At 63.6% G+C, this 13448-nt stretch carries 9 protein-coding genes; 2 read left to right on the top strand and 7 right to left on the bottom strand.

Annotated features, from left to right (window positions below; translation table 11 throughout):
• Positions 1–55: 55 nt before the first annotated feature.
• The 5 genes from KG722_RS10540 to KG722_RS10520 all read right to left on the bottom strand — a co-directional run bounded on the left by KG722_RS10540 (position 56) and on the right by KG722_RS10520 (position 5865).
• Entirely contained in the window at positions 56–1882 is a 1827-nt protein-coding gene (locus tag KG722_RS10540) for an EAL domain-containing protein (RefSeq protein ID WP_213271746.1), read from the bottom strand.
• 167 nt (positions 1883–2049) lie between these two features.
• Positions 2050–3330, bottom strand: coding sequence for a phosphopyruvate hydratase (gene eno, locus KG722_RS10535; protein WP_213271745.1), 1281 nt, complete (start codon positions 3328–3330; stop codon positions 2050–2052).
• 111 nt (positions 3331–3441) lie between these two features.
• The gene (gene rpmF / locus KG722_RS10530; RefSeq protein WP_213271744.1) at positions 3442–3627 is read right to left on the bottom strand and encodes a 50S ribosomal protein L32; all 186 of its coding nucleotides are present in this window, start codon (positions 3625–3627) and stop codon (positions 3442–3444) included.
• 403 nt (positions 3628–4030) lie between these two features.
• Positions 4031–4768, bottom strand: a complete 738-nt coding sequence (locus KG722_RS10525) for a histidine phosphatase family protein (RefSeq protein WP_213271743.1) — start codon at positions 4766–4768, stop codon at positions 4031–4033.
• Positions 4768–5865, bottom strand: coding sequence for a CaiB/BaiF CoA-transferase family protein (locus KG722_RS10520; RefSeq protein ID WP_213271742.1), 1098 nt, complete (start codon positions 5863–5865; stop codon positions 4768–4770). Before KG722_RS10520 ends, KG722_RS10525 begins: the two co-directional genes overlap by 1 nt.
• A 152-nt stretch (positions 5866–6017) precedes the next feature.
• On the opposite strand from KG722_RS10520, the gene KG722_RS10515 reads away from it, so the two are divergent.
• Positions 6018–7280 carry a hypothetical protein gene (locus tag KG722_RS10515; protein ID WP_213271741.1) on the top strand — a complete coding sequence of 421 codons (1263 nt, stop codon included), beginning with the start codon at positions 6018–6020 and terminating at the stop codon, positions 7278–7280.
• 12 nt (positions 7281–7292) lie between these two features.
• Here the strand turns inward: KG722_RS10515 and mfd are convergent, their stop codons facing one another.
• Together mfd and KG722_RS10505 are read right to left on the bottom strand one after the other, a co-directional pair.
• On the bottom strand, positions 7293–10853 hold the full coding sequence (mfd, locus tag KG722_RS10510) for a transcription-repair coupling factor (RefSeq protein WP_300998419.1): 3561 nt from the start codon (positions 10851–10853) through the stop codon (positions 7293–7295).
• 34 nt (positions 10854–10887) lie between these two features.
• Positions 10888–11151 carry a succinate dehydrogenase assembly factor 2 gene (locus KG722_RS10505; protein ID WP_213271740.1) on the bottom strand — a complete coding sequence of 88 codons (264 nt, stop codon included), beginning with the start codon at positions 11149–11151 and terminating at the stop codon, positions 10888–10890.
• A 214-nt stretch (positions 11152–11365) separates the two neighbouring features.
• Here KG722_RS10505 and recG point away from each other — a divergent pair, with 214 nt between their 5' ends.
• Positions 11366–13444 carry an ATP-dependent DNA helicase RecG gene (gene recG, locus KG722_RS10500; protein ID WP_213271739.1) on the top strand — a complete coding sequence of 693 codons (2079 nt, stop codon included), beginning with the start codon at positions 11366–11368 and terminating at the stop codon, positions 13442–13444.
• The last annotated feature ends 4 nt before the right edge of the window (positions 13445–13448 follow it).

The raw sequence follows: 13448 nt of genomic DNA, 5'->3' as shown, positions 1-13448 counted from the left end.
ATTTCTTACCCACACAATTTCCGGGCCGGGCGCTGTCTGGCGCCCCCGGCAGATCTCAGCTGGCAATTCCAAACAAAACAGGGTGTTGATCGATTACTTCAGGTCGACCAATCCAATATCCCTGGATCTGGTCGCAGCCGAACCCCGTGACCATCGCCGCAGTTTCAGGGCATTCGATTCCCTCTACTGAACAGATCATTCCAAGCTCATGAGCGAGAGATACAGTCGCCTTGAGAATCTTCTGGATTTCGGTGCGCGCCTTCAGTTCGCCCACAAACTCACGGTCCAGCTTGATCTTGTCGAGCGGTAGCCGGTCCAGCATCGCGAGCGATGAATACCCTGCGCCAAAGTCATCCAGCACGACTCGAAACCCGAGTGCCCGCGCTTCGTTCAGGACCGCGCAGTTCTCTGCCACATTCCGGAAGGCGACCTGTTCGGTGATCTCGAGTTCGATTCGGCCAGGCACAACCCCGTACTGCCGGACCAGAGCCATCAGCTTCTGCAGGAAATAGCTCGAGGTCAGCTGCGACGGCGACACATTGATTGCCAGCGACCAGGCCGTGCCAGAAAGGAGCGGAAGCGCCTGGCGCAGAGTGGACCACATCATTTCATTCAGCAGGCCCAGTCGTTCCGCGATTGGAATGAACTCCTGCGGACCCGGGTCCCTGTCAAAGCCACTGTCGGGCCATCTGGCCAACAGTTCCATCGTGACGATCTTCCCGCTTCTGGCCGAGATGATCGGCTGCAGCGCTGCCCTGATCCGTTCATTGGCCAGCGCCTGCCGGAAAGCGATCTCGATGGCAGAGGAAGTCAGCGCCGCAGAATCAGCGACCGGATCGAATTCCACCAGCCCCAGGCGCTCGACCTTTGCACGCCGCATGGCAACGTCTGCCCAATTGAGAAGGTCTGACGCGGCAGAAGCTGCATCGGCAGCGCGAATCCACCCGATCGAGGCTCCGACAGAAACGACACCTGCTGCCGAAGGGATCGGCGAAACCAGGCTGTTGCGGATTTCGGTCATCTGCCGATCGGCCACTGTTTCATCAGCGGGCAGCGGGCAGAGAAACGCGAATTCGTCACCGCCAAGCCGCGCCGCTGCCACGACGCCGGGATGCTGCTCCAGCCGCCGGGCGATCACTTTGAGAACCTCATCACCGACCGCGTGGCCGAATTCATCATTCAGGGGCTTGAACCTGTCGAGATCGACAAAAGCGATGATGAAGGCAGCGCCCGGCGCCGAATGTGCTTCCACCTTTTCAAAAAAGGATCTTCGATTGTGAAGACCTGTAAGCGGGTCTTCAGCTGCAAGCCGGGCGGTGGTGGCAATCAGGCCGCGCAGCGTTTCGCGGGTGCGCACACCTCGGTATACGCCAGTGCTGAGGTACGCGCAAAGGCTGAACAGCGCCACGCAGGCGACCACTTTCTCTCTGTCGTTCAGAAGTGGATCCGTAACCGCGGAGACAATCATCAGCGCCGCTCCGGCGACAGGAGGAGCGCCGGTTACCAGCGACTGCAGCCTGCTTTCATTGTAGAACAGGGACCCATGGATCAGGATGCCAATCAGCGTCGCTCCGGCGGTCAGCTTGTCGATGAAGTCCCCCCCCAGCCAAAGGGTCAGACACATGCCGGTCCAAAGCGCCGCCCCTGCGCCGAGATGCAGCATGTAAGGGACCAGTCTGGCGCGGTCGGACAGGCTGGTGTCACGCATCCGGTTGGCAAGCCTGAGCTCTGAGAGCTCATTCAGGCAGACCAGCACCACCCACAGCGCAGCCAGATTGAGCGATGCCGAGTAAGCCACCAGAGCAGCGACAACTGCGCAGGCGATCAGGCGGCCAGCCATGTCGGCGGCCAGTCTGCGAACAAGGTCCAGGCTGGTGATCAACTCTCCCTGGAGAGTCCAGCCTGTCCCAAGAATACGATGCCACATAGGACCGCCCCCATATCCTGAGGCGGTTGCTAGCAAATCTGCGTGATTATGTGGCTAACCGGCGCGGCAATCTTTCCGCGCCGGGTTAGGTTTTGTGCAACCAATATGCCCCGTCGCGCCGGTCAGCCTGCGTTGATCCGTGCAAGGCCGGCATACATGCCGATGGGGCCAAGCTCTTCCTCGATCCGAATCAGCTGGTTGTATTTCGCGATCCGGTCAGAGCGGCTGAGCGAACCGGTTTTGATCTGGCCGCAATTGGTGGCGACAGCGAGGTCGGCAATGGTCGAATCCTCGGTTTCACCCGAGCGGTGGGACATGACGGCGGTGTAGCCGTGCAGGTGGGCGAGTTCGACCGCGTCGAGCGTTTCCGACAGCGTGCCGATCTGGTTGACCTTCACGAGGATGGAGTTGGCCGCGCCCTTCTGCAAGCCGATGGCAAGGCGGTCAGGGTTGGTGACGAAGAGATCGTCGCCGACCAGCTGCACCCGGTCGCCGAGCAGCTCGGTGAGCGCCACCCAGCCATCCCAGTCGTCTTCGGCCATTCCGTCTTCAATGGAGAGAATCGGGTAACGGCCGCAGAGGTCTGCCAGATATTGGCCGAACTGTTCGGACGAGAGCGACTTGCCCTCCCCGGCCAGCTCATACTTGCCGTTCTTGTAGAACTCGGTGGAAGCCGCATCGAGGGCAAGGGCAATATCTTCGCCGGGGCGATAGCCTGCCGTCTCGATCGACTTCATGATGAAGCCGATGGCTTCGTCGGTGGAGGCAAGGTTGGGCGCAAAGCCGCCTTCATCGCCGACATTCGTATTGTGGCCGGCATCTTTCAGCGTCTTCTTCAGCGCGTGGAAGACTTCCGCGCCCATGCGCACGGCTTCCGAGATGCTCTGGGCGCTGACCGGCATGATCATGAATTCCTGGATGTCGATCGGGTTGTCCGCATGCGCGCCGCCATTGATGATGTTCATCATCGGCGTCGGCAGGATACGGGCGTTCGCGCCGCCCAGATACCGGTAGAGCGGCAGGGCGGACGATTCGGCGGCGGCCTTGGCCACGGCCAGCGACACGCCGAGGATGGCATTTGCGCCGAGGCGGGATTTGTTTTCGGTGCCGTCCAGGTCGATCATGAGCGAGTCGATCAGGCGCTGGTCGGTTGCGTCCATGCCGGCAAGCTCGTTGCAGATCTCGCCGTTGACGGCGTCGACGGCATTCAGGACGCCCTTGCCATTGTAGCGGCTCTTGTCGCCGTCGCGCTGCTCGTGGGCCTCGTAGGCGCCCGTCGAGGCACCCGAGGGCACAGCTGCGCGGCCCGTGGAGCCATCGTCCAGCGTGACATCGACTTCGACGGTCGGATTACCGCGGCTGTCGAGAATTTCGCGGGCGTGAATGTCGATGATTTCGCTCATGGAGAACGTCCCCTTACCGGCGTTTTGCGTGCAAATGAAAAGCGCCCCCTGCGAAGGTGCAGGAGGCGCCGGAACCCTTAGGCTGGTGCGCTGCTGAGCGCAACCGGGGAACTAGATGTCGTCGCTCGGCTCGAGGATCTGCTTTCCGCGGTACATGCCCGTTTTAAGGTCGATGTGGTGCGGGCGACGAAGCTCACCGGAGGTCGCGTCTTCGATGTAGGTGTTCATCGCCAGACGGTCGTGCGAGCGGCGCATGCGCGTGCGCGATTTCGATTTCTTACTCTTGGGGACTGCCATGGCACTTGCTTCCGGAATCTGGTGGGTCCGCTGCCCAAGAGGGATCGCGGGAAAGCGCGCCTGTTAACGCAGCCAATCGGCGATGGCAAGCGCGAAACGGCATCAATTTCAGCAGCGGGCCGCTTCTCCCCGGGCCAAAACAAAATGGCCGGCCCTAAGGCCGGCCAAGGTATGCAAGAAGGACGTCAGTGCTTTGCCCGGGCAAGCTGCCTGATTTGGCTCTGCGCTGACAGGTTTAGTTAATAAGGGATTAAGTCTGAATATTGGCGCACCGGTGTTGTTATTTGGGGTTCAGGTTCGGGATCACTCGCCTGTGAGGGGAACCGGGAACGCCGCGCGGGAACTGGCCGCAACCGGAGCCGGCGGATTGGCGCGCCGCCCAGGACCGCAGCGGAAGCCTGCTTCAGTCTTCTGCCGGCCGCGTGAAAATGGCCTCAAGGCTGCGCAAATTCATCCCGTTTTTCAGGTAGTTAGCCGGTGTCAGGTTCACCGCCTTGATGACACCCCGCTCGACAAGGGTGCCCTCCCCCGTCTCGGCCGGCACCAGGTCGAAATCGAGGATGTTGATGCAGCCAGTGTCCTGCTCGAAGCCTGCGCTCGCTCCCAGCGGCGCGCCGATCACGTCCGCCAGCAGCATCCGGTTCACGACTTCGTGTGCGACCACGAGCGCCGTTGCCCAGTCAGGACGGGCCAGGAGGTCGGCCAACGCCTCGCGAATCCGGATCAGCGCGTCCGCAAATCGCTCCCCGCCAGGCAGGAAGGCGGCTTCCGGCTCGCCGGCCTGCTCGAAGGTGAACGTCATCACCGCGGCAAGGTGCTCTGCCGAGTGAAAGTCCATGTAGCTGCCTGACCGCAGCTCGCCGAAACGCGCGTCTTCTTCAAGGGCGGGCGCAGTGGGATGCTCGGCCAGCACAAACTCCGCCGTCTGCCGCGTGCGTGCGAGGCCCGAACAGAGGGCAAGATCAAAATGGACTTCGGACAGGGCAACCCCGGCGGCGCGCGCTTCCTCGACGCCCCGCTCGGTCAATGTTGCCACCTTGGGATCGCGCGCGGCGCGCACGGCTGCCGACGTATAGTCCACAAAGCCGTGCCGCATCAGATAGATGCGCCGCCGCCCGGTCGTGCCGGGAAGCGCGCTCATCAGCGCGAGACGCCCCAGTCCCTGAGGATCGCTTCAGTATGTTCACCGAGGCCCGGCGGACGGCCCTGAATGGCGCCTGGTGTCGCGGAGAAGCGCGGCGCGGGCGCAGGCTGAACCACACCCTCGATCTCGACAAAGGTGCCGCGATCAACATTGTGCCTGTAGGCCGGCGCGTCGGCCATCGAGAGCACAGGCGCGTAGCAGATGTCGGTGCCTTCCATAATGGTGTTCCACTCGGCCTGGGTCTTGGTCTTGATCACCGCCATGACCTTCTGCTTCAGCTCCGGCCATTTGGAGCGGTCCATCTGGGCATCGAATGCCGGATCGGTGAGGCCCGCCTTCTCGCGCAGGATCGCGTAGAATTGCGGCTCGATGGAACCGAGTGAAATCCACTTGCCGTCCTTGGTCTCGTATGTGTCGTAGAAGTGGGCGCCGCCATCGAGCATGTTGGCTTCGCGCTCGTCGGTCCATACCCCCATGGCGCGCATGCCCCAGAACATGGCTGTCAGCGAAGCTGCGCCGTCCGACATCGCCACGTCGATAACCTGGCCCTTGCCACCATTCTTGACGTTTATGATCGCCGCCAGAACACCCATCGCCAGATAGAGCGCGCCGCCCCCATAGTCGCCGACAAGGTTCAGTGGCGGACGCGGACGCCCATCGCCGTCGCCCATCGCATGAAGGGCGCCGGTGATGGCGATATAGTTGAGGTCGTGGCCTGCCGAATGAGAGAGCGCGCCGGTCTGGCCCCAGCCGGTCATGCGCCCGTAAACGAGCCTCGGATTGCGGGCGAGCGCCACATCCGGGCCAAGGCCGTTGCGCTCCATCACGCCGGGACGGAAGCCCTCGATCAGGGCGTCGGCCTGCGCGATCAGTTTCAGCGCCACTTCGACATCGGCCGGATCCTTCAGGTTCAGACCGATAGAGCGACGCCCCCGGCCGACGACATCCTCAGCGCGGCCCGGCTTGCCATTACCCGGACGGTCGATGCGAATCACATCGGCGCCCATGTCCGAGAGAAGCATGCCGCAGAACGGTCCCGGACCAATGCCCGCAAATTCAACAATCTTTACGCCCGCGAGCGGCCCTTGAGCCATGACAGGTCTCCCTCATGTCCTGATGTTAATGGTCTGATTAGCGGAACTTTAAGGGTGGCAGGCGCAAAAGGAAGGGGTGCCGCGACGTCGCTCCCGGCCCGATTTCTAAGAGATTTCCGCGAGTTTTCACCGAGTTTCAGGCGCGTACCGGCATGCTGGATTTTTCCTTCTACGATCCTCCCATCGAGGTGGCTGGCGGAAGCCCTCGCCTGGAGCAGATCATGATCCGCCTAAAGGCGGCCGGCCTGCGCCCCTACACCGCGTCCCCCTCCATCGATTACTCTGCGCCCGACCCGCTGTTCGTTGACCGGGAAAGCGCCGCGCCGGAAACACTCGAACGCCTCGGCCGCGCCGCGATGATAGGTACGCCCCGCCAGATTGTCATCCTCAACACGCTGGCCCAGCCCGCGCCCCGGATCGAGGGCGCCATCGAGCTACGGCTCGACAAGGACATGGCAAGCCTGCGCAGCCGCCTTGCCGCCCTTTCCCGCCGCGCCAGCCGCCAGCGCGAAGCCGCTATCCGCCGCGAGACATCCCTGCAGCTCGGCACCAGGCTTCCGCCGGTCAATGTCGATGCCGTCCCGGCGCTGCTGTATCTTGGCGATGGCTCGCCCTTCTTCCTGTCGCTGCAGGGCGCCCTGCGCCATCGAGGCGTGGAAATCACCGCCGCCCTCTCCCGCGCCACAGCGCGCCAGCACATGGCCAGCAAGCGCTTTGCCGCAGCCCTCATCGACCTCAGCATGGCGCATGAGGACGCAAGCGGCATGGGCCGCTGGATATCGGAGGAAGACGGCCTTTCGGGCCTTCCCCTGATTGTTCTAAGCCGTCCGCAGGCAGAGTTTACCGAGCGCGAACTCGCCCTGCTCAGCCACGCAACGGACATCATCGACCCTGACGCTGAAGACGAAGCAAACCTGACCGCTATCGAAACCCATTGCCGCCGTCTGCACGCCAGCGCGCCGATGATGCCCCTGCCCGGCCTCTCTGCCATGGCCGTTACCGACATTGTTTCGGGCCTGTTTACGCGTGGCTTCTTCGAGGCCCACCTGCCGCGCCAGATGGAGGTTGCCGGTGAACAAGCCGAGGCCCTGTCTGTCCTCACGCTGCGCCTAGACGTGGACGCAGCCAAATCCCACACAGCCCAGCGCGCGGCCGGAGACATCATCCGCAGCCAGATACGCGACACCGATTGCGCCGCGCTGGTCCAGCCAGGCGTCTTTACAATTTCCCTACCCGCAACACCTTACCGGGGAGGCGTGCGCCTCGCCGAGCGCATCAATGAGGCCATGGGCCGCGTGGCCGACCATCCCGGCCTCAGCTGGCGCGTTACGGAAAAGCGCAGCTATCACACCCCGCAAACCTTCCTGGCCGCGTCCCTGATCGGTCCCTTTGTCCGGATGCGGATTGCCGCCTAGGCGGCCAGGCGCTCACTCCTCGCTCAGCAATCCGCTCCTGATCGGCTTTGCCCATTTGTCCTCAGGCGCGACCTCCTTGCGGGAAGGCATAGCCGCCACAGCGTCGGTGGATGCTGGTGAAACGATGCCGCAGGCCGCTTCCAGTTCGCGCAGGAACGCCTTGGCGCCTGAAAGCCGCCGCTCCGGCGTGCCGCCAAGTCCCGAATGCACCAGCTTGGAATCGGGTCGCAGTTTCATCTGCGCAGGCCGCGTGCGGACGATCTGCATCAGCTTCTGCGGGTCCATCACGGTGTCGCTGCGGAAGGTGAAGAGCGCGCCTTTCTCTCCCGCATCAAGCTTGGCAATCCCGAGCGTCTTGCACGAAACCTTGATCGCCGTCACATCCAGCAGCTGGCGTGTTTCGCTGGGCAGCGGACCGAACCGGTCGATCAACTCTGCCGCAAAGGCTTCGCGGTCCTGCGCTGTCACGATATCCGACAGGCGCCGGTAGAGCGACAGGCGCACATTGAGATCATCGACATAATCTTCCGGTATCAGGACAGCGACGCCCAGATTGATCTGCGGCGACCAGTCATCGGCCACATCGGCCTCGTCCGACGCCCCGGCGCGCAGCGCCTTGACGGCATCCTCCAGCATCGACTGGTAAAGCTCAACGCCAACCTCTTTCACCTGGCCGGACTGCTGGTCGCCCAGAAGGTTGCCGGCCCCGCGCATGTCGAGGTCATGGCTGGCCAGCTGGAAGCCTGCGCCGAGGGAGTCGAGCGATTGGAGCACCTTGAGGCGCTTCTCGGCGCTTTCCGTGACCACCTTGTCCTTGGGCGTGGTAAAGTAGGCATACGCACGAAGTTTGGACCGACCGACGCGGCCGCGCAGCTGGTAAAGCTGGGCGAGGCCGAACATGTCGGCCCGGTGGATGATCAGCGTGTTGGCACGCGGAATATCAAGGCCGCTTTCGACAATGGTGGTGGACAGAAGCACGTCATACCTGCCCTCATAGAAGGCCGTCATGATGTCCTCGAGCTCCCCCGCCGCCATCTGGCCATGAGCGACGATGAAGGAAACTTCCGGCACATGCGTGCGCAGGAAGTTTTCCAGCTTGTCGAGATCCTGGATACGCGGCGCAACGAAGAAAGCCTGTCCGCCGCGATACTTCTCGCGCAGCAGCGCCTCACGCAGCGTTACGGTATCTTCTTCGGTGATGTAGGTGCGTACCGATAGCCGGTCCACGGGCGGCGTTGCGATGATGGAGAGATCGCGAATACCCGTCAGCGCCATCTGCAGCGTGCGCGGGATCGGCGTCGCCGACAGCGTCAGGACGTGTACGTCCGATTTGAGCTCTTTGAGGCGCTCCTTGTGTTTCACCCCGAAGCGTTGCTCCTCGTCCACGATCATCAGGCCAAGGCGCTTGAACTTCATGTCCTTGCTGAGCACGGCGTGGGTGCCGACGACGACATCCACCGTGCCTTCGGCGAGCCCGTCTCGGGTTTCCCCCGCCTCCCGTGCGCCGACGAAGCGCGACAGCGGACGCACATTCAGCGGCCAGCCGGCAAAGCGCTCCTGGAAGGTCTTGACGTGCTGGCGGGCGAGCAGCGTCGTTGGCGCAATCACTGCCACCTGCTTGCCGCTCATGGCCGCAACAAAGGCTGCGCGCAGCGCCACTTCCGTCTTGCCAAAGCCCACATCGCCGCAGACAAGCCGGTCCATAGGTTTGCCTGATGCAAGATCGCCAAGCACGTCCTCGATGGCCGAAAGCTGGTCGTCGGTTTCCTCATAGGGGAAGCGCGCGGCAAATTCCTCGTAGAGGCCCTGCCCGCTCTGCACGGCGTCCGCGCGCTTGAGTTCGCGGGCAGCCGCGATCTGCATGAGTTCGGCGGCCATCTCAAGGATACGCTTCTTGGCCTTGGCCTTGCGCGTCTGCCAGCCTGCTCCGCCCAGCCGGTCAAGCTGGCTCTCGGACTCCTCGGAGCCATAGCGGCTGATGAGGTCGATATTCTCTACCGGGATGAAAATCATGTCGCCGCCGGCATATTCCAGCTGCAGGCAGTCATGCGGCGCGCCGGTCAGTTCCAGCGTCTTAAGGCCGATATATTTGCCCACGCCATGGTCCACATGCACGACAAGGTCGCCCGGTGTCAGGGAGGTGGCGTCGGTGATGAAGCTCGCCGATTTGCGCTTGCGGCGCGGGGCGGCCAGACGGTCGCCCAGCACATCCGCCTCGGAGATCATCGCCAGGTCCGGCAGATTGAAGCCTTCTTCGATGGGCACTTCGGCCACCGTGAAATCAGTCTTCTTCGCAGCCTCCAGCGAATGGACCTGCGCCAGCGCCGTCAGGCCATGATCGCTGAGCACATTGATGAGACGGTCGGCTGACCCGGTCGACCAGGCCGCAAACACCACCGGCTTGCCGCTGGCATAGAGCGCCCGCGCATGGCCGATCACCGTCTCGAAAATGTTTTGATCCGTCTTCAAACGTTCAGGCGCAAAGTCCCGGCCGCGCCGCCCACCCATGTCGAATGTGTTCGGACCAGGATCAGATGGCGAGAACCGCACCACGGCGTTCGTCGCCAGAAGATCGTCGAGTTCGTCCAGCTCCAGATAAAGCCGTCCCGGCGGCAGGACGCGCGCCTTGCGGATGTCCCCGCCACCCGCTTCGAGACGCGCGGCGTGATAATCGGCGGCCTGAGTCAGGCGCTCATGCGCAGCTTCACTCGTCAGGTGGCCGAGCCCGAACAGGGCGCCCTCGCCCACATAGTCAAACAGCGTATCGACCCTGCCATGAAACAGCGGCAGCCAGGATTCCACGCCCTGACGGCGAATAGAGGCGCGGGCCGCTTCATACATCTGGTCACCTGACGGCGGCCCGAAGACTTCCAGGAACCGGTCGCGGAAGGCTGCCAGCACATTGTCGTTGAACAGGATCTCGCTCACCGGCGCAAAGGTCACCGCCTCTGCCTTGCCGGTAGAGCGCTGTGTCTCGGTGTCGAAGGTGCGGATCGTCTCCAGCACGTCGCCGAAGAAATCGAGCCGGAAGGGTTCACCTGCCGTGGGCGGGAAGATGTCGATGATGCCCCCGCGCACGGCATACTCGCCCTGCTCGCGCACTGTGCCGGACCGCACATAACCATTGAAGGCCAGGTATTCGGTGAGCTCGTTCGCCTTCACGCTCTCGCCGGCGCGGATGGAGAGGGAGGCTTTCCTCAGCGTCTCGCGCGGCGCCGAGCGCTGGACGAGCGCGCCCGCAGTCGTGACCACCAGCAGCGGACCTTGCGCCTTCTCATAGCGCGAGATGCGCGCGAGGCCCGCGCAGCGGCGCGCCGCAACGGCCGGGGTCGGGCTGATCCGGTCATAAGGGAGCACGTCCCATCCCGGCAGGTCCACCTGTTCGAGCCGCGGCGCCGCAAACATCGCCATTCGCCGCGCCGCCTGCGCCAGCCGGTCATCACGCGCGACATAAACGCCAATGCCGCCGCGCTTCTGCAGAGCTTTGCAGAACACGATCAGGTCGGCCCCAAACGGCGCTCCGGCAAAAGCTGCAGGGCCGCTCGAAGATGAAAGGACATCGGCGGGTGTCATGGTTATCTCGTTTTTTGGTGGCCCCCCGGTGTGGTCAGCCACCCCGGGGGGCGTAGCGGAAGCCGATCAGCTGGTCCAGCACCGGCCCTTTATGTTTCTCAGGCACTGCCTCCTGCCCCACAAGCCAGGCGAAGATTTCCCAGTCCGGAATGTCCAGCAGCCGCTCGAACTCGTCGAGGCTTTCCTCGTTCATGCACGCCAGGGTCTCGTCGGCGAAACTGCCCATCAGAAGGTCGAGTTCGCGAAAGCCCCGGCGCCAGGCGCGGAATTTCAGTTTGCTGCGGCGGGAATCGTCCATGAGGGATCTGGTCCTGTTCATTTCGGCCAGAAACTCCAACGGCGTTGGAGTTTTCTGGAGTTTCTTGCCGCCCCGGTGCAGGGCGGTCGGAATTTTTAAGGCCCTTATTCACGGAATTGGCCTGGCGGTACCCAACTAGTTTCGTGTCGCCCCAAAGGCAATTGAAGCGCGGCAGATTGTTCCGCGCGCCGCCGCCGCCTAAACTCGCGCGACGATGCGAGACGAGCGACTCTTTCCGCTGTTTGCCGGCCTTGAGACGCTTACCGGCGTCGGGCCGAAACTGACGCCCCTGCTGCAGAAGCTGGTGGGCGGCAACACTATTTGGGACCTGCTCCTCCACCTGCCCGGCCGCTGGCTTGACCGGCGGGTCCGGGAAAGCTTCGAGGAGACGGTGCCCGGCGAGATCGTCACTGTGAAGGGCGAGGTCCATGCCTATCACCAACCCTTCAATGACAGGTCCCCTCACCGCGTCCAACTCGTTGATTCAACGGGCTTTTTAACCCTCTCCTATTTCCGCGCCGACCCGCGCTGGATGAAATCGCAGTTCCCGGTCGGCGCCACCCGGATCGTCTCGGGCCGTGTCGAGGAGTATCGCGGCGAGCGCCAGATCACCCATCCCGACTTCGTTCTGGACCCCGCCAAGGGCGAGGCCCCGCCTGCCGTGGAGCCGATCTATGCCCTCTCTGCCGGCCTCACCAATCGCCGGGTCCACACCCTCGCCGTTCAGGCCCTTCAAAAAGTCCCAGGCGACCTGCCCGAATGGGCTGACCGCCACCTGGTGACGCAGAAAGGCTGGCCCGCCTTCAAGGATGCGCTGGGCTGGCTGCATGATCCACAGGCCTATGACGAAGACCGCTTCGCCCTGGCACGGGAGCGGCTCGCCTATGATGAAGCTCTTGCCCGCGAAACGGCCTTTGCCCTTGCTCAGGCCGCCCGCCGCCAGCGCCCGGCGCCGGTCATCAAGGCCCCGCCGAGCGCGGTGAACCGCCTGATCGACACGCTGCCCTATCGCCCGACCGGCGCCCAGATGCGCGCCGCTGCCGACATCAGCTCTGACGTTGCACGCGGCTATCCCATGCGCCGCCTGCTGCAGGGTGATGTCGGCGCAGGCAAGACGCTGGTGGCCGCCTTCGCTGCGGTCGAGGCGGCAGCCGCCGGCTTCCAGTCAGCCTTCATGGCGCCAACCGAAGTGCTCGCCCGCCAGCAGTTCGATACGCTCGACACCCTCCTCTCGCCGCTGGGCTACACCGTTGCCGCGCTTTCAGGTCGCGACCGGGGCAGCGCCCGGGAAAGCACATTGATGGGCCTCGCCGACGGCTCGATCCAGATCGTTGCCGGAACCCACGCCCTCTTTCAGGACACGGTCAGCTTCCGCAATCTCGGCCTGATCATCGTCGATGAGCAGCACCGCTTCGGCGTTTCTGACCGGATGAAACTCGCCGGGAAATCGGAAAATCCCCACATGCTGGTGATGAGCGCCACGCCCATCCCGCGCACGCTGGCCCAGGCCGTTCACGGCGACCTCGATGTGTCGATCCTCGACGAAAAGCCACCAGGCCGCAAACCGGTGGAAACCCGCGCCGTGCCGGACTCGCGGCTGGAAGACGTCATCGAAGCCATCGGCCGCGCCCTCAAGCGGGGCGAGCGGGCTTTCTGGGTGTGCCCGCGCGTCGATGTCGAGGAAGACGATTCGTCCGCCGTGGCCCGCCATGCCGCACTGGAAGACGAATTGCAGGTAAAGGCCGGCCTCGTTCATGGCCGCCTGAAACCGGCGGAAAAGGACGGAGCGCTGGAAGATTTCCGCACTGGCAAGACCCGTATCCTCGTGGCCACTACCGTCATCGAAGTCGGCGTCGATGTGCCCGAAGCGACCATCATGGTGATTGAACGGGCTGAAGGGTTTGGCCTCGCCCAACTCCACCAGTTGCGGGGCCGTGTCGGGCGCGGCGACAAGCCGTCTTTCTGCCTGCTGCTGTATCGACCGCCGCTTGGAGAAACGGCGCGCGAACGCCTCGACACGCTCCGGCGCACCGAAGACGGATTTGAAATCGCCGAAGCCGATTTCCGCCTGCGCGGCGCGGGCGACATCCTGGGCCTACGCCAGGCGGGCATGACCGAGTATCGCATCATCGACCTCGCCAGACATGCCGCCCTTCTGGAGATCGCGCGGAAGGATGCCGAAGCGGTTCTGACGGGCGATCCCGAGCGCAAGGGCGAGCGCTGGCAATCCCTGCGCCTCGCCCGCGAGCTGCTCACCCCGCGCGTTGCGCAGGGCGCCGAGACCGGCTCCTGAACGA

The sequence above is a fragment of the Hyphomonas sp. genome (genome assembly GCF_018402285.1).
Lineage (GTDB): Bacteria > Pseudomonadota > Alphaproteobacteria > Caulobacterales > Hyphomonadaceae > Hyphomonas.
The sequence above is the reverse complement of the archived record's forward strand: the minus strand, read 5'-3'. Positions and strand labels throughout refer to the sequence as shown.